The organism is Maritimimonas sp. 2304DJ26-3 (assembly GCF_056591635.1).
On sequence record NZ_JBWQOK010000001.1, the window covers coordinates 925294 to 942375 of the forward strand.

General features: G+C 32.8%; 15 protein-coding genes. 4 read left to right on the forward strand and 11 right to left on the reverse strand.

Annotated features, from left to right (window positions below):
• Positions 1 to 5 precede the first annotated feature (5 nt).
• Entirely contained in the window at positions 6 to 1073 is a 1068-nt protein-coding gene (gene fbaA, locus AC1EUV_RS04290) for a class II fructose-bisphosphate aldolase (protein WP_480197432.1), read from the reverse strand.
• An 83-nt stretch (positions 1074 to 1156) separates the two neighbouring features.
• Entirely contained in the window at positions 1157 to 3742 is a 2586-nt protein-coding gene (gene tamL / locus AC1EUV_RS04295; protein WP_480197433.1) for a translocation and assembly module lipoprotein TamL, read from the reverse strand.
• A gap of 67 nt (positions 3743 to 3809) precedes the next feature.
• Between tamL and AC1EUV_RS04300 the strand changes: the two genes are divergently transcribed.
• Complete coding sequence (locus AC1EUV_RS04300) at positions 3810 to 4535, forward strand: TrmH family RNA methyltransferase (protein ID WP_480197434.1); 726 nt, start codon at positions 3810 to 3812, stop codon at positions 4533 to 4535.
• Here the strand turns inward: AC1EUV_RS04300 and porT are convergent, their stop codons facing one another.
• Both porT and ubiE read right to left on the reverse strand, forming a co-directional pair.
• On the reverse strand, positions 4536 to 5267 hold the full coding sequence (gene porT / locus AC1EUV_RS04305) for a type IX secretion/gliding motility protein PorT/SprT (protein ID WP_480197435.1): 732 nt from the start codon (positions 5265 to 5267) through the stop codon (positions 4536 to 4538).
• A gap of 7 nt (positions 5268 to 5274) precedes the next feature.
• The gene (ubiE, locus tag AC1EUV_RS04310) at positions 5275 to 6000 is read right to left on the reverse strand and encodes a bifunctional demethylmenaquinone methyltransferase/2-methoxy-6-polyprenyl-1,4-benzoquinol methylase UbiE (RefSeq protein WP_480197436.1); all 726 of its coding nucleotides are present in this window, start codon (positions 5998 to 6000) and stop codon (positions 5275 to 5277) included.
• A gap of 131 nt (positions 6001 to 6131) precedes the next feature.
• Here ubiE and queA point away from each other — a divergent pair, with 131 nt between their 5' ends.
• The 3 genes from queA to rlmN all read left to right on the forward strand — a co-directional run bounded on the left by queA (position 6132) and on the right by rlmN (position 10055).
• Entirely contained in the window at positions 6132 to 7181 is a 1050-nt protein-coding gene (gene queA, locus AC1EUV_RS04315) for a tRNA preQ1(34) S-adenosylmethionine ribosyltransferase-isomerase QueA (protein ID WP_480197437.1), read from the forward strand.
• Between the two features lie 99 nt (positions 7182 to 7280).
• Positions 7281 to 8954: a T9SS type A sorting domain-containing protein gene (locus AC1EUV_RS04320; RefSeq protein WP_480197438.1), complete on the forward strand. Its 1674-nt coding sequence runs from the start codon at positions 7281 to 7283 to the stop codon at positions 8952 to 8954.
• Between the two features lie 60 nt (positions 8955 to 9014).
• On the forward strand, positions 9015 to 10055 hold the full coding sequence (rlmN, locus tag AC1EUV_RS04325; protein WP_480197439.1) for a dual-specificity RNA methyltransferase RlmN: 1041 nt from the start codon (positions 9015 to 9017) through the stop codon (positions 10053 to 10055).
• 3 nt (positions 10056 to 10058) lie between these two features.
• On the opposite strand, the gene AC1EUV_RS04330 is transcribed toward rlmN, so the two are convergent.
• From AC1EUV_RS04330 to AC1EUV_RS04360, 7 genes are read right to left on the reverse strand one after another with little or no spacing between them, the layout of a single operon-like run.
• Positions 10059 to 11009: an OmpA family protein gene (locus tag AC1EUV_RS04330; protein ID WP_480197440.1), complete on the reverse strand. Its 951-nt coding sequence runs from the start codon at positions 11007 to 11009 to the stop codon at positions 10059 to 10061.
• A gap of 11 nt (positions 11010 to 11020) precedes the next feature.
• A complete protein-coding gene (locus AC1EUV_RS04335; RefSeq protein ID WP_480197441.1) occupies positions 11021 to 11779 on the reverse strand; it encodes an exodeoxyribonuclease III in 759 nt (252 codons plus the stop codon).
• Entirely contained in the window at positions 11779 to 12435 is a 657-nt protein-coding gene (locus tag AC1EUV_RS04340; RefSeq protein WP_480197442.1) for a 3-oxoacid CoA-transferase subunit B, read from the reverse strand. The genes AC1EUV_RS04335 and AC1EUV_RS04340 overlap by 1 nt, the downstream gene beginning before the upstream one ends.
• Before the next feature lie 4 nt (positions 12436 to 12439).
• Entirely contained in the window at positions 12440 to 13141 is a 702-nt protein-coding gene (locus AC1EUV_RS04345) for a CoA transferase subunit A (RefSeq protein ID WP_480197443.1), read from the reverse strand.
• A gap of 9 nt (positions 13142 to 13150) precedes the next feature.
• Positions 13151 to 15442, reverse strand: coding sequence for a transglycosylase domain-containing protein (locus AC1EUV_RS04350; protein ID WP_480197444.1), 2292 nt, complete (start codon positions 15440 to 15442; stop codon positions 13151 to 13153).
• Positions 15435 to 15926, reverse strand: coding sequence for a gliding motility lipoprotein GldH (locus AC1EUV_RS04355; RefSeq protein WP_480197445.1), 492 nt, complete (start codon positions 15924 to 15926; stop codon positions 15435 to 15437). Before AC1EUV_RS04355 ends, AC1EUV_RS04350 begins: the two co-directional genes overlap by 8 nt.
• On the reverse strand, positions 15919 to 17079 hold the full coding sequence (locus AC1EUV_RS04360; RefSeq protein WP_480197446.1) for a PSP1 domain-containing protein: 1161 nt from the start codon (positions 17077 to 17079) through the stop codon (positions 15919 to 15921). Before AC1EUV_RS04360 ends, AC1EUV_RS04355 begins: the two co-directional genes overlap by 8 nt.
• Positions 17080 to 17082 lie beyond the last annotated feature (3 nt).

A 17082-nucleotide genomic window follows, 5' to 3' on the forward strand; every position in this document is an offset into this window, starting at 1 on the left:
TAAACTTATAAAGTATTTACATTGTTTAAATCTTCAAAAGCTCTTTTTAAACGTGCTTTAAAAGTAAGCTCACCTTCTCTAAGCCATTTTCTTGGATCATAATACTTTTTATTAGGAACATCGTCTCCATCAGGATTACCTATTTGATTTTGTAAATAAGCATTTTTATCAGACATATAATCTCTGATACCAGTCATAAACCCGTACTGAAGATCAGTATCTATATTCATTTTTATAACACCATATCCTATAGCTTCACGAATTTCTTCAAGTGTAGAACCTGAACCTCCGTGAAAAACAAAATCTATATGATTATGATCCACTCCATATTTTTTCGAAATATATTCTTGAGAATTTTTTAAGATTTTAGGAGTTAATTTTACATTACCAGGCTTGTAAACACCATGAACATTGCCAAATGCAGCTGCAATCGTAAATTGATCACTTACTTTGCTTAATTCTTCATAGGCGTAAGCGACCTCTTCTGGTTGAGTATATAGTTTAGAGTCATCTACATCAGTATTATCGACGCCATCTTCTTCACCACCTGTAATACCTAATTCAATCTCTAAAGTCATTCCCATTTTACTCATACGATCTAAATATTGCTTACATATTTCAATATTCTCTTCTAAAGGTTCTTCAGAAAGATCTATCATATGAGAGCTATATAAAGGTTTACCGGTTTCAGCAAAATGTTTCTCACTCGCATCTAATAAGCCATCAATCCATGGCAATAATTTTTTTGCACAATGATCGGTATGTAATATTACAGGAACACCATAAGCTTCTGCTAATAAGTGTACGTGTTTGGCACCGGCAACAGAACCAGCAATCGCAGCTTTTTGATCTTCGTTCGATAGACCTTTTCCAGCATTAAATTGAGCCCCACCATTTGAAAATTGAATTATTACGGGAGCATTTAAGTCTCTTGCGGTTTCTAAAACTCCATTGATACTATTAGAGCCAACTACGTTTACCGCAGGTAAGGCAAATGCTTTTTCTTTTGCTAATCTAAATATTTCTTGAACTTCTTTGCCTGTAGCTACACCAGCTTTGATAGTATGTGCCATTTTATATAAATTTTTGAAGATCAAAATTACTAAATTATTACTATTGAAGAATAAAAAAGGTCGAAATCGTTATAGCAAATAATCTAGAAAGGATAGTTAATGCCAATGTTATAGATAGCATTTCTAAAATTATAGTTTTTAAACCATTTATTTGTAGAGTTTAAATAGGGTTCATAGGTCTTAAAACCAATATCGAATCTAAAAATTAAAAAACTAAAATCATATCGAGCACCGATACCAGACCCAACAGCGATATCTTTAAATGAATTGAAACCAGTAAATTTTGCTTCAGAAGAAGATAGAGGAGAGTTAGCTATATCCCAGATATTACCAGCATCTATAAATAGAGCGGCATTTAAACTGTTTATTAGTTTAAACCTATACTCAAGATTAGATGTGAATTTAAAATTACCAACGTTAAATTCAAGCGTGCTTAATTCAGAACCAGGACCGAGATCAAATGTTCTCCAAGCACGAATATCATTTGAACCACCTGCTCGATAACTTCTACTAAAAGGAATTTCATCAGAATTTCCAAAAGGAACGGCAATACCAACAAAATTTCTAAAAACTAATGTGCTATTTTGGTTAAAAGCCCAGTACTTTTTATGTTCAATTTCAGTTTTAATATATTGAGCTACATCTAGTCCAAAAAGTTGTTTTCTTGAACCATCAGATGGCTTTTTTAGAAAAGTTGAAGTAATACTACCCGAAGATATTAACCTTGCGTTAAAAGTAGAGAAGCTATTATCTCTAAAGTTCTCTCGATTGTTATAATTTATACCATATGAAACTACAGGCACTAAGACATCTTCTACTAAAATATCTCTTTGTTGTTTTATATTGTTAGCAATATCAAATTCTATAGGATTAGTAGTGAGAAAATTTTCATTTTCTAAAATATAACTAATGTAATTTAATGGGATTAAAATAGGATTTCCTGTTTCTTTATCTAAAATAGGATTATTATTCTCATCTAATTCAACAGTTTGTATTTCAGTACTATTTAAAGGGTCAATATTATTAAATTCGGAATTATAAGCAATATCGTTTAACTTATTAAACTCAGATCTATAAACATTAAAATAACTTCCAGGATTTCGATTGTTTATGTACTGAATGTTTAGCAGTTCAAATTTATGGCTTGTTTTACTAGAACTTTGCCAGGTATAATCTAAACTACCTGTAATATTTTGCCTATCTAAACCAATATTTTCTTGAAATCCAAGACTTAAACTAATGTTAGTCTTTGGAGCCATATGCTTTGGTATTATTGTATTAGTTTTTATAGGGAACAAAATTCTTGGGACTTTTAAGGATACACTAGCTCCAATTTCTAAGGCATTCAAGAAGGCGCTATTATTTGAATTGGCAGCTATTGAAGAGTTCAAAAAAGAACCTTGAAAGGCTAGTTCAAAAATTTCAGCGCCTTTAAAAACATTACGATTTAAAAAGGAAAATTTCCCTAAAATGCCAAAAGGCTTAATATTAGATGTTGTGAATTCTGCATCCCACCCGAAAGAATATTTTTTGAGCGGTGTTAGATAAATATCTGCCGTGAGTGATTCGTCTTCATTTTCCGTATATTTAATATCTATAGAAGGTCTAAAATTTTGTAAATCTCTTAAATATTTTCTAGTAAGATCTCTTTCGGAATCTTTATAAACACTATCAGGTTGAATAATAATAGAATTTGCTAAGTATTTGGGATTGTATTTTAATTGATCAATTGCGTAGAAATTAATTTTATTATATCTCGCTGAATCTTTTGGTTTTTCATCTTTGGTATTGAATGAAAAATCTGTATGTACATTTACATTTTTTATTTTATGAACTTTATAAGGAATGCTATAAATACTATCATTTCTTTCTATAATTCGGTTTGGAATTACTAATTCAACGTTTTGTTGGTGTTCATCATTAGAAGTGGTGTCTACCTCAAAACTCAAGATGTTTTTGGTAAAATAGTAAACGCCAGAATTTCTAAAAAGATTAACCAGCCTGTCTTCTTCATTTTCAAAATTAGCTACCCTAAACTGCTTTTCTTGTTTTATGAATGATTTACTTTTATTTAATAGATAAAGTGAATCCAATGCAGGCGATTTAATACTCGAAGAAATAGTGTCTAAAAAATAGGGATCTCCTGTGATTACAAAATAATCTACACCAATTCGTTTATTCTCTTTTTTATTTTCTTTAAAACTTGATGTAGCATCCCAAAAGCCATTATTTTGATAATACCTTTCTAATGCCAAAGTAGACCTTTCTATTTTTTTAATATCTGAAATTACAGGAGGGTTGCCACTTTTTAAAAGCCATTTATTGAAGCCTTTAGAAAATCTACTTAGCCCTTCTACTTGTTTTTTAGAAAAAGTATTCGATAACCATTTTTCTGTTTTAGGTTTATTCTCTGGCCAGCCAATTTTAAGAGTATCAGGATTGCCTAGATTATAGATATGCAATGAAAAAGGGATTCCAAGTATTTTTTGATTGGGTTTTTGATGTAAGTAACTTTGAAGTTCTGGAGATGTATTTTTTTTATCATTAACTAGAATTGTATTTTTTTCTAGCAAATACTCTCCCTCAGAAACATGCTTAACCACATTACACGAAAAATTAATTAGTAGCAATAGGATAAATAATACTATTTTCGTGAAAATCTTAAGCAATAGAGCCAGTTTTTAAATTTTTTGAAAGCAAAAATATTCAAATAATACCAAAAGTAATATTATTTAAATGCTAAGCAAAAGCCAAGCAAAATTAATAACGAGTTTACAGCAAAAAAAGTACCGAATTAAACAAGGTTTATTTGTAATTGAAGGTATTAAAGGGGTGAACGAATTTTTAAATTCTAAGTTTAAGTGTGAATATTTATTGTATACACGCCAATATAGTTGTGAATTAATTAATGAAAAATCTACAATAATATCTGAGACTGAATTAAAAAAAATTAGTTCATTAAAAACACCTAATAAAATCCTAGGCGTTTTTAAAATACCTAAAAATATGATGATAGAAAGAGGCGGGTTAGTTTTGGCTTTGGATGGCATCAATGACCCTGGCAATTTGGGTACAATTATAAGGCTCTGTGATTGGTTTGGTGTTAAGCAAATAGTTTGTTCAAATGAAACAGTAGATTGTTATAATGCTAAGGTGGTTCAATCTACCATGGGTTCATTGACAAGAGTTTCAATTATTTATATGGATTTAATTCCTTTTATAAAAGATTACGAACTGCCAGTTTATGGTGCAGTTATGAATGGAGAAAATATTTACAAAAGTAGTTTAAGTGAAGAAGGAATGATTGTTATGGGTAACGAGTCTAATGGGATTTCAAGAGAAGTACTAGAGTTAGTTTCATCAAAATTGACGATTCCAAGACATAGTGAATTACAACAAACAGAAAGCTTAAATGTAGCTACGGCTACAGCTATTGTACTGAATGAATTTAGAAGAAATTAACTATTCAAAAGTGAAGTTTAGAAATATACCTCGAGTTCCAAAATAGTTTATAGGAGCTGTGTAAGGGCTAATAGACCCAAAAGGTAAATTGTCGCGTACTAACTCATCATTAATAGCAAAAACACCTCTAATAGAGGGAGAGAATTTAAAGAAATAGAGATATAGATCAACTCCTACGCCGATTTCATACATAAAATTATTCGTTTTCATTCTAAATTCACCACTTATATTATCAGCAGGGTTATTTTGATTACTAGAAAAATTATAATCATAAGATAATCCACCAATTACAAAAGCACGCATATTATGTATTCTATTTGTACTAAACTTTAGCAACAATGGAAAACGCATATATGTACCTGAAATATCTCTAGTATTTCCTGCTAAATCACCTGAATCAAGAGTATTGTAAGTTATTGTTTTGGTATTACTAGATAAACCAGGCTCAAAACGTAAATTAATGTTATTATGTAATTTATAATCAACTACAAGTCCAATATTAAAGCCAAATGATTCTTCTACAGATATATAATCTTGTAATAACCCATTAGTATCAAAAGTATCATTATAACTTATTTTATACCCTTTTTTATTTAAACCTAAATAATAACCAAAGTGTAATTTCTTTTTATCAAAATTTGGGAGGTATTCTATTTTGTCTTTTTTTTGGGCAAAAAGAGAAGAAGAAAATAAGACTACAAAACCTAATAAAGGGACAAAAAATCGTTTCATTTATAAATTACTTTGTTGCTGTATACATGGAAGTAATTCCAAAAGTTAAGGGTTTGTTAGTTGTATTTATAAACCGATTTTTCTCTAAAATATTGTTGAAGGCATTACCATAAGGAAAAACAGCTGCGGATTCAGGCAAATAATCATATGCTCTTTTGTCTTTAGAAAATATTTTTCCTACCGTTGGAATGACATATTTAGAGTAGAATTTATACAGCGGCTTCATAATAAAACCTTCTGGTTGAGAAGTTTCTAGAACAACTAAAATGCCATTTGGTTTTAGAACTCTGTATATCTCTTGAAGTCCTTTATCTAAGTTTTCAAAGTTACGGACACCGAAGCCTATTGTAATGGCATCAAAAGAATTATCTTCAAAAGGTAGACTTTCTGAATCACCTTGAATCATTTCAATCAAGTCTTCTAAGCTTTTTTTCTTAACTTTTTCAATACCAATATTTAGCATCCCTTGAGAAAGGTCTAAGCCAATAATTTTTTTAGGATTTAACTTAGAAAGCATTATTGCAAAATCACCAGTGCCAGTGGCAATGTCAAGTAAATATTTTGGATCCTTTTTTGCAACGGTTTTTACTACTAATTTTCTCCATCTAATATCAATACCAAAAGTCAAAAGCCTATTTAGAAAATCGTATTTATAAGAAACATTGTCAAACATTTCGGCAACCTGTTCTTTTTTACTTCTACTATCTTTATATGGAGTTACTTTGGCAGTCATAAATTAATTTTCGGCAAAGATAAGTAATCAATTGTCAAGCCTAAATTAAATATTCATTAAAATACTTGACAAGGCCTGTTTTGATATTGTATATTTGCCCTCATTTTTGATAAAAAAAGCTCATTAAACACATGAAATTATCACATTTTAAATTTGATTTACCAAATGAATTATTAGCTGAGTATCCATCTGAAGTTAGAGATGAAGCTCGTTTGATGGTATTGAACCGAAAAGATCAAACAATAGAGCATAAACAATTTAAAGATCTTGTAAATTACTTTGATGAAGGTGATATTATGGTCTTTAATAACACAAAGGTTTTTCCTGCCAGATTGTATGGTAATAAAGAAAAAACAGGTGCGAGAATTGAGGTTTTCTTATTGAGAGAATTGAATAAAGAAAGTCGTTTATGGGATGTGTTGGTCGACCCAGCTCGAAAGATACGTATAGGAAATAAATTGTTTTTTGGAGATAATGATGATTTGGTAGCAGAAGTAATTGATAATACTACTTCACGAGGGAGAACACTTCGCTTTTTATTTGATGGTAGCTACGAAGAGTTTCGTAAAAAACTACAAGATTTGGGAGAAACTCCGTTACCAAAATATATTAAAAGAGAAACTGAACCAGAAGATGCTGAACGGTATCAGACAATTTATGCCAAGCATGAAGGTGCTGTAGCCGCACCTACGGCAGGATTACATTTTTCTAAACACTTACTAAAACGTTTAGAAATTAAAGGTATTGATCTTGCTGAAGTTACTTTACATGTTGGTTTAGGCACTTTTCAACCAGTAGAGGTAGAAGATCTTTCGAAGCATAAAATGGATTCGGAAGAAATTATTATACCAGAGACTGCAGCCAATGTAGTTAATTCTGCTTTAGACAATAAAAGAAGAGTATGTGCTGTTGGAACCACAGTAATGCGTACTATGGAAAGTTCAGTTTCTGCTGACAAGAGATTAAAGCCTTTTAAAGGGTGGACTCATAAGTTTATTTTCCCTCCTTACGATTTCAGTATAGCTGATAGTATGATTACGAATTTTCATACACCACAATCTACTTTAATGATGATGACAGCTGCGTTTGCAGGACATGATTTCTTAAAAGAAGCTTATGCTGAAGCGATTAAAGAAAAATACAATTTCTATTCGTACGGAGACGCAATGTTAATTTTATAAACTACTACTATAAATAAAACAAAAGAGCTTTAATAAAATTAAGGCTCTTTTGTTTTAAAAGCCCTATATTTACTGTCCTTTTTAAAAAATTTTAAAAACATGAAAAGAACATTACTTTTAATTTATATCTTATTTTTTACTTTAACTTTTTTTGGACAAGTTACGAATGAAGGAGAACCTGTAAGTTGGAGTATAAGTGGTGACACAAAAAATGAGATCAAGTCTATCAAACTTCCTGAGTTTAATTTAGAAAAAATAAGAACAGAGGATAAGATAAATGATAAATTATTAACAAAACCTTATCGCTTTGGGTTTAATCATCAAGTTAATTATGGGCTTAAAAATTCTGGCCAGTGGATTGAGTTAAATAATGGGGATCGAATTTGGAGGATACTTTTTGAGTCTAAAAATGCTCTTAGCTTGAATTTTATTTTTGACAAGTTTTATATGCCTAAAGGCGGTAAAGTATATTTATATAATGATAGTAAATCAGATTTACTTGGTGCATATACAAGCATTCAAAATCAAAAAGAAGAAACCTTAGGAACCTGGCTTGTTGAAGGAGATAAAGTTTGGATTGAATACTATGAGCCTGAAGAAGTTAGAAACCAAGGAAAACTGAATATAAGCGTTGTAACTCATGGCTATAGATCTAAGCCTAATGCTCAAAAAGCTTTAGGAGATTCTGGCGATTGTAATTATGACGTTGATTGCTCAATAGGACCAGATTTTGAGAATCATAAAAACGAGCTTAAAAAATCAGTAGCATTAATACTTATTAATGGTAATGGACATTGTACAGGGACTTTAATAAATAATGTAAGGCAAGATAAGAAACCATATTTTCTTACTGCTAATCATTGTCTAACTGGGCCAACAACAAATTGGGCATTTAGGTTTGGGTGGATTAGTCCTAATCCAGTTTGTGGATCTGAAACCGCAAGCACAAATGGCCCTACCGATATGACAATTAGCGGGTCTACCCTTATCGCTAATAACTCAAACTCTGATTTTGCACTACTTGAATTAAATGGTGCTATTCCTAGCGGATGGAATAGAGTTTGGGCAGGTTGGGATAGAACCGATAACATCCCGTCTTTTACAGTAGGTATTCATCACCCTTCTGGAGATATTATGAAAGTTTGCCGAGATAATAATCCACCAATTAAACTAGCACAAAATGCTGGTGGTAATTCACCAGTGGCTCAGACTTGGGATATAACTGGTCTTACTTCTTCTACCCCTACTGGTGGAGGTTTAGGATGGGAAATAGGAGTCACAGAGGGAGGTTCATCAGGATCAGCTTTATTTGATCCCAATGGAAGAATAATAGGTCAATTGTATGGTGGAGCAGCAGCATGTTCAGATACAAATGATAATAATGGGCATGATTATTACGGAAGGTTTGCTGTTTCGTGGAACTCAAGAAATGAAGATTCTAGATTAAGAGACTGGTTAGATCCAGATAATTTAAACCCTATCACCTTAGATGCTTTAGATAATAATACACTTGCCACTAATGATGAGGTGTTAGAAGCATCATTATCGTTGTTTCCAAATCCAACAGATGGAATTCTGCAAGTACAACTATCAAATTCTGTTGGAGAATTAAAATACGATGTGTTTAATGTACTAGGTCAAGTATTAAAATCAAATAGATTAGACAATAATATTATTGATTTGAGCCTACTACCTAATGATATATATCTAGTTAAAATAACGGACTTAGATAGAAACGCTAGCATAACAAAAAAGATAGTTTTAAATAAATAAATTTTTAAATAGAATAGTATTTAAAGTCCCGCCTTGGCGGGATTTTATATTTTTGCATAAATGGTAGAAAAGAAAGATATACGGGCGTTAACAAAAGAGCAACTCCGAAATTTTTTTGTGAAAAATGGCGATAAAGCTTTTCGCGGGAATCAGGTGTATGAATGGCTATGGAGTAAAGCATCTCATTCTTTTGATGATATGACAAATGTTTCTAAGGCAACGCGTGAAATGTTAGATGCAAATTTTGTTATAAATCACATAGAAGTTGATCAAATGCAACGCTCGAATGACGGAACAATAAAAAACGCCATTAAACTACATGACGGATTAATTGTTGAGTCAGTTTTAATACCTACTGAAACTAGAACAACAGCCTGTGTGTCAAGTCAAGTTGGCTGCAGTTTAGATTGTAATTTTTGCGCCACTGCTCGTTTAAAGCGAATGCGAAACCTAAATCCTGATGAAATTTATGATCAAGTTGTCGTTATAAATCAGCAAAGCAGATTTTACCATAATCATAAATTGTCGAATATTGTTTTTATGGGCATGGGAGAACCATTGTTAAACTATAAAAACGTAATAAGTTCAATTGATAAGATTACCTCTGATGAAGGCTTAGCTATGTCGCCAAAACGAATTACACTTTCCACTGTTGGTATTCCTAAAATGATTAAGAAAATGGCTGATGATGAAGTGAAATTCAATCTAGCCGTGTCCCTACATTCTGCGATTGATGAGGTCCGTTCTAAGATGATGCCGATTAATGAAAAAAGCAATCTCGCTGAACTTTTGGAGTCACTACGATACTGGTATACCAAAACGAGTAAAAAAATTACTTTTGAATATGTGGTTTGGAAAGGTATTAATGATACTCAGAAAGATGCAAACGCCTTGGTAGATTATTGTAAAAAAGTGCCTTCTAAGGTTAATTTAATAGAGTATAATACCATTGATGGTGGTGAGTTTCAGCAAGCTTCTCCTGAAGCCACAGATATGTATATCAGAACGCTAGAAGCAAACAGAATTGTGGTAAATGTACGCCGAAGTAGAGGTAAAGATATTGATGCTGCTTGTGGGCAATTAGCAAATAAAACCTCTTAAACTTTACTCGTTCAATAAATCATTAATTGCATCTAAATTTGGAGCTAGAATAATTTCTATCCGTCTATTTTTAGCTTTTCCAGAAACTGTATTATTACTAGCTACTGGTAAAAATTTACTACGTCCTGCAGCAGTTATCTGTTTTGGAGAAACATTATTAGAAGTTAAAATTCTAGCTACAGCAGTTGCTCTTTTTGTAGACAAATCCCAGTTATCTTGAACAACACCTTTTCCACCGAAAGGTACATTATCGGTATGTCCTTCAATCAATACATCGATATCAGGATTTTGACGCAACACTCCCGCTAAATTCACAACCGCTGAGCGGCCTTGAGTTCCAACAGCCCAGCTTCCTGAACTAAACAACAACTTATTTTCCATAGAGACATAAACTTTGCCATTTCTACGTTCTACGGTAAGGCCTTTACCTTCAAATCCGCTTAAAGCGGCAGAAACAGCATCTTTTAAACGTAACATTTTGGCTTCCTTTGCAGCAATTAACCCTTCTAGTTCATCAACGCGTTTAGAACGTGCATCTAAATCACCTTGCAATTTTTCAAGACGTCCACTTTCTTTAGCTAATTGAGCTTCTTTTTCTTGTAATTGCAATAATAATTCTCTGTTTTGTTTCTCCTTTTTAGAAAGTTGCTCAGCGCTCATTTCAGAAAGCTCATTATATTCCTTTTCAAGCTTTTCTTTTCTATCTGCTAATCGAGCAACGTCATCATTCAATTTACTTTTATCTGAGTTGAGCTTGTCAACTTCAGATTGTAATTTAAGTTTATTAGCTTCTAATTCCTTTTTAGTATCTATTAGACCTTGATTTTCATCAAATAGCTCTGAATTATTATCTCGTAGGCGATTGTATTTATCTTCTAATTCGGTATATATTTTCTTAGAAACGCAAGAGGTTAATAGGCTAGTTACAATTAGAATAAAAACTACTTTTTTCATGATACTTTAGTTTAATCTATTTCAACACCAACAGGGCAATGATCAGAATGCTTTGCATCAGGTAAAATATAAGCTCGTCTTAATCGATCTTTTAATGATTCTGCTGCCATACAATAATCTAAACGCCATCCTTTGTTGTTATTTCTGGCATTTGCACGATAACTCCACCAACTATAATGATGAGGCTCTTTATTAAAATGTCTAAAGGTGTCTATAAAACCACTATCAATAAACTTGCCAATCCATTCTCGCTCTACAGGCAAAAACCCAGAAACTCCTTTCATTTTAGGATTATGAATATCTATTTCTTCATGACAAATATTATAGTCACCACAAATGATCAGATTAGGAATTTCTTTTTTAAGTTGATTCACATACTCTTGAAATTCATCCATATAGTTGAGTTTGAAATTCAATCGATCATCATTACTGCCAGAAGGTAAATACAAACTCATAATAGATACTGTATCAAAATCTACGCGAAGATTACGACCTTCAAAATCCATTGATTCAATACCAGTTCCGTATTCAATATGATTAGGTTTTATTTTTGATAATACAGCAACACTACTATATCCTTTTTTCTGCGCAGAGAACCAATAATGATATGGATATCCTGCTTTTTCGAAAACTTCTAAATCTAATTGTTCTTTATGAGCTTTTGTTTCTTGAATACAAATTACATCTGGATTTGCAGATTGTAACCAGTCTATAAATCCTTTTTTTAAGGCAGCACGAATGCCGTTTACATTATATGATAGTATTTTCATTATAACGACATTTCAGGAATATCTCCATTTACAATTAAAGTCCCTTCAGTAGCATTTTTGATGTCTTCAATTGAAACTCCTGGGGCGCGTTCTAACAAATGAAAAGCTCCATTTTTTACTTCTAAAACAGCCAAGTTAGTAACAACTCTAGTAACGCAACCAACTCCTGTTAACGGTAATGAACATTCTTTCAGTAATTTAGATTCTCCTCGCTTATTAGTATGCATCATAGCTACAATAATGTTCTCTGCAGAAGCTACTAAATCCATAGCACCACCCATACCTTTAACCATTCGTCCTGGAATTTTCCAATTAGCAATATCACCATTTTGTGCAACCTCCATGGCTCCTAAAACAGTTAATTGAACATGTTGACCACGAATCATAGCAAAACTTGTAGAGGAGTTAAAGATAGAACCACCATCTAAAACGGTTACGGTTTGTTTGCCTGCATTAATCAAATCCGCATCAACATTTTCCTCATATGGGAAAGGACCCATACCTAGCAAACCATTTTCACTTTGAAATTCGACATCAATTCCTTTAGGGATATAATTGGCTACTAATGTAGGAATGCCAATACCTAAATTTACGTACCAACCATCTCGTAATTCTTGAGCTATTCTTTTTGCAATACCTACTTTGTCTAAACTCATCTTCTTAATTTTTAGGTGTTACAGTTCTGTTTTCAATACGTTTTTCGTAGCGTTCGCCTTGAAAAATTCGTTGCACGAAAATCCCAGGAGTATGAATTTGATTAGGGTCTAATTCACCAGCAGGTACTAATTCTTCTACTTCGGCTACTGTAATTTTACCAGCCATAGCCATCATAGGATTAAAATTTCTAGCTGTTCCTTTAAAAATTAAATTACCAGCTGTATCACCTTTCCAGGCTTTTACAAAAGCAAAATCTGGATTAAAAGCATGTTCTAAAACATACATTTTACCATTAAATTCACGTGTTTCTTTTCCTTCTGCAACTTCAGTTCCATAACCAGCTGGTGTATAAAAAGCAGGAATACCAGCACCAGTTGCACGACAACGTTCTGCTAAAGTCCCTTGAGGGATAAGATCAACCTCTAGCTCTCCACTTAGCATTTGACGTTCGAACTCATCATTTTCACCTACATACGATGATATCATTTTCTTTATTTGACGTTTCTGAAGTAATTGTCCTAAACCGAAGTCATCTACCCCAGCATTGTTAGAGATACATGTTAACCCAGTAACCCCTAGTTTTACTAACTGGGCAATACTGTTTTCTGGAATACCACATAAGCCAAATCCACCAAGCATAAAAGTCATATTACTTTCTACATCTTGTAAAGCATCTTCAACATTATTAACAACTTTATTTATCATATTCTTTGATTAAAATTCAGGATCTTCTTCAACAGGATCTTGATCTCCTTCTTCTGGATTTTTATATTTTTCACAATCTAATTCTATACTCAGGTTTTCAGGTTTTTCAAAACCTTTATCACTAATCTTCAAGTCTTTATTTGCATAACATTTCTGCATATACAACGCCCATATTGGCAATGCCATTGATGCTCCTTGTCCTCTTGCTAAGTCAGGAAAGTGTACCGCACGATCTTCCGCACCAACCCAAACACCTGTTGTTAAATTTGGCACAATACCCATAAACCAACCATCTGATTGATTTTGTGTAGTACCTGTTTTACCAGCGATTGGGTTCGTAAATTTATATGGGTAACCAGAAGCTATACTATCTGGATATTTCCCTGCAGAGCTTCGTAAGCGAACGCCAGATCCATATTGTGTTACACCTTCTAAGAGGTTAATAACCGTATAGGCAGATTCTTCACTTAAAACCTCTTTGGTCTTAGGTGTAAAATCTTCTAATACAGTTCCATTTTTATCTTCTATCCGTAAGATCATCATAGGTTCTACATACATTCCTTTATTTGCAAAGGCATTATATGCACCGACCATTTCGTATAATGTTAAATCGACACTACCTAATGCTATTGATGGTACGGGAAGAATTTCATTTTTAACGCCTAAATTTTCTGCTAACCTTACAACATTCGTAGGTGTTACTTGATCAATAAGTGTAGCCGTTATGACATTTGTAGAATTAGCAAGAGCATTTTTTAGTGTCTTTGTGCCACCATATTTTAAGCTCGAATTTTTAGGAGTCCAGTCTTCGGGTAATCCATATTTACCTTTTGGTATTGTATAAGGAGTATTATTGAACTCCTGACATGGAGAATACTGTAATTGATTAATGGCTGTGGCATATACAAAAGGCTTAAACGTTGAACCAACTTGGCGTGAACCTTGTTTTACCTGATCATATTGAAAATGTTTATGATTAATACCACCTACCCAAGCTTTTACATGGCCTGTCTGTGGGTCGGTTGATAAAACGCCAGCGCGCATTATATGTTTATAGTAACGTATAGAATCTCTAGGAGTTATTAAGGTGTCTATTTCACCTTTCCAGGAAAAGATTCTCATATCTGTCTTTTTATCAAAAGAATCTCGAATTACTTTTTCTGACTTCCCTTGTTTTTTCATCCGTTTCCAACGATTAGAACGTTTCATAGCTCCCTCCATGGTACGATTGATTTCTTTTTTTGTTAGATCATAAAAAGGGGCGGTTCTATTTCTTTTTTGACTTTTAAAGAATACTCTTTGAAGATTGGACATGTGTTCTTCCATTGCCTCTTCAGCATATTTTTGCATACGAGAATCTATGGTCACGTAGATCTTAAGACCATCTCTAAAAATATTATAATTTGTTCCGTCCGGCTTTTGATTATCCTTGACCCAGTCTTTCATAAAACCTCTCAGATACTCTCTAAAATAGGTAGCCACACCAAAACTGGTGTCTTCGGGAGAATAATCTAATGTCAATGGTAAATTCTGTAATGAATCTTTTATCTTCTGTGTTAAAAAATCATATTTGCCCATTTGAGCTAAGACAACATCACGTCTATTTTTCACCATTTCTTCGCGTCTAAGCGGATTGTAAAGAGAAGAGTTTTTGAGCATACCAACTAACATGGCTGATTCTTCTTGTTTTAGGTCAATAGGTTCTTTATTAAAATAAATTCTTGAAGCAGAACGAATACCTACTGCTTGATTTAAGAAATCATACTTATTAAAGTACATAGCAATGATTTCTTCTTTTGTGTACTGACGTTCTAAACGAATTGCAATAACCCACTCTTTTACCTTCTGAAGTATCCTCTGAGCAATATTAGCAGAAGGACGCTCGGTAAATAACATTTTCGCTAGTTGTTGAGTAACGGTACTAGCTCCTCCATCTCTACCCATTTTAATAATGGCTCTAGCAGTCCCTTTAAAATCTATGCCAGAGTGTTTTTTAAAACGAATATCTTCGGTTGCAATTAACGCATTAACCAAATTTTCGGGTAAATCTTTATAACCAATAGGAGTTCTATTTTCTACAGCATAGGTACCAATTGTTTTTCCGTCAATTGAGATTACCTCAGTTGCTAAATTACTTTTAGGATTCTCTAATTCTTCGAAAGTAGGAAGCTTACCAAACGCACCAAAACCTGCTAACAGAAATATTAAAATAACCGCAGCAATACCACCAAAGAATAATCGCCATATCCAGCGTGTATATTTTTTGAACGAGGTTTGTTGTTGTGTTGCTTTTTTAGTCATTTGTTTGCGCTTTTTCTATACTTAATCCTATGTCAGTAATTCCGTTAAGGTTTGTAATTCCATCTATATCGCCACTTTTACGCATGGCTTGCTGAACATTAATATTATATTCTCCTGATTTAGGAAAAGTCACATTAGTTTTATACTCTAATTTATTCTCTTTTAAATCTGTGAACCCAGTTCCTAAAAACCTACCTTCTGCATCTGTCATTTCATATTCCAACGTATCTACAATGCTTGTATTGTCAGGAAAATCAATACCAACGATTAGAAATAAATTACTGTATTGATAATCATTATTATTTCTTAGGTTAACAAAAATATTGTTTCTAGATAGTGTATCGGTTGGAGAGAATTTAAAATTAAAGATCGAGTCTTTATGCCATTTTGCATCCGCAACGGGTTTGTATTGATCAAATACCTTTGAATTACTACACGAAACAATTGTAGCCGCCCCAAATATTGTTATTAAAAATTTACGCATTCTTGCGAGATTTTTTTCTTCTGTTATTATTCCTATTTCTTCTTTTTTGTTTCTTTTTTTTATCAAAACGCGTAAGACTATCTTGGCCTACAACATCACTAAAAATGACATCGTCAGTTTTTGTCATTTCATATTCAGCAGCATATTCTTCTAAACTAGCCACTTTCTTTTTTGTAGCATTTATTTCTATAATCTTATTAGCTTGTTCAACTTTTAGTTGATGCCAATTCATAGGGTTCTCTTTATAAGCATACCAAATTAGTCCTTTAAAAATATCCATTTTCTGAAAAACGCCAACCCCTTTTTCTGTTTGCAACCATGTGTCAGTATTTGGAAACTCTTTCAAAGCATCCATATAAGAATCTAACTCATAATTCAAGCAACATTTTAACTTACCACATTGACCAGCTAATTTTTGGGGATTTAAAGATAATTGCTGGTACCTTGCGGAAGAAGTGGTTACTGATCTAAAATCAGTTAACCATGTAGAACAACATAATTCGCGCCCACAAGAGCCAACGCCCCCTAAACGAGCAGCTTCTTGACGCAAGCCAACTTGCTTCATTTCAATCCTAATTCTAAAAGTAGAGGCAAGCTCTTTTATTAATTGTCTAAAATCTACACGATCATCTGCTGTATAGTAAAAGGTAGCTTTATTTGCATCACCCTGAAATTCTACATCAGACAATTTCATTTGCAATCCTAGCCTGCTTATAATCAAACGAGACTTTCGTTGAACCTCTAATTCTTTACCTCTAGCTTCTTGCCAAATATCGATGTCTTTTTGAGATGCTTTTCTGTAGATTTGTTTGATTTCTTCACTATCTATTGCGACATTTTTTTTACGCATTTGAATTTTGACTAATTCCCCTGTTAAAGAGACTGACCCTATATCATGACCTGGTGAAGTTTCAACAGCCACAATGTCTCCAATATTAATCGATAAATTTTTAGTATTTTTAAAAAAATGCTTTCGTCCGTTTTTAAAACGGATTTCTATAATATCAAATTTAGATTGACCGTTTGGTAAGGTCATATTTGATAGCCAATCGAAAACAGTTAATTTATCACAGCTTCCGGTACCACAACTTCCATTGCTTTTGCAACCTTTTGGAATGCCGTTAGCATCTGTAGAGCAACTATTACAGCTCATATA

What these genes read in the sequence shown, in the direction of transcription:
- fbaA (WP_480197432.1), bottom strand. Translation starts at nt 1,073, where the DNA reads ATGGCACATACTATCAAAGCTGGTGTAGCTACAGGCAAAGAAGTTCAA.
- AC1EUV_RS04300 (WP_480197434.1), top strand. Translation starts at nt 3,810, where the DNA reads ATGCTAAGCAAAAGCCAAGCAAAATTAATAACGAGTTTACAGCAAAAA.
- porT (WP_480197435.1), bottom strand. Translation starts at nt 5,267, where the DNA reads ATGAAACGATTTTTTGTCCCTTTATTAGGTTTTGTAGTCTTATTTTCT.
- ubiE (WP_480197436.1), bottom strand. Translation starts at nt 6,000, where the DNA reads ATGACTGCCAAAGTAACTCCATATAAAGATAGTAGAAGTAAAAAAGAA.
- queA (WP_480197437.1), top strand. Translation starts at nt 6,132, where the DNA reads ATGAAATTATCACATTTTAAATTTGATTTACCAAATGAATTATTAGCT.
- AC1EUV_RS04320 (WP_480197438.1), top strand. Translation starts at nt 7,281, where the DNA reads ATGAAAAGAACATTACTTTTAATTTATATCTTATTTTTTACTTTAACT.
- rlmN (WP_480197439.1), top strand. Translation starts at nt 9,015, where the DNA reads ATGGTAGAAAAGAAAGATATACGGGCGTTAACAAAAGAGCAACTCCGA.
- AC1EUV_RS04330 (WP_480197440.1), bottom strand. Translation starts at nt 11,009, where the DNA reads ATGAAAAAAGTAGTTTTTATTCTAATTGTAACTAGCCTATTAACCTCT.
- AC1EUV_RS04335 (WP_480197441.1), bottom strand. Translation starts at nt 11,779, where the DNA reads ATGAAAATACTATCATATAATGTAAACGGCATTCGTGCTGCCTTAAAA.
- AC1EUV_RS04340 (WP_480197442.1), bottom strand. Translation starts at nt 12,435, where the DNA reads ATGAGTTTAGACAAAGTAGGTATTGCAAAAAGAATAGCTCAAGAATTA.
- AC1EUV_RS04345 (WP_480197443.1), bottom strand. Translation starts at nt 13,141, where the DNA reads ATGATAAATAAAGTTGTTAATAATGTTGAAGATGCTTTACAAGATGTA.
- AC1EUV_RS04350 (WP_480197444.1), bottom strand. Translation starts at nt 15,442, where the DNA reads ATGACTAAAAAAGCAACACAACAACAAACCTCGTTCAAAAAATATACA.
- AC1EUV_RS04355 (WP_480197445.1), bottom strand. Translation starts at nt 15,926, where the DNA reads ATGCGTAAATTTTTAATAACAATATTTGGGGCGGCTACAATTGTTTCG.
- AC1EUV_RS04360 (WP_480197446.1), bottom strand. Translation starts at nt 17,079, where the DNA reads ATGAGCTGTAATAGTTGCTCTACAGATGCTAACGGCATTCCAAAAGGT.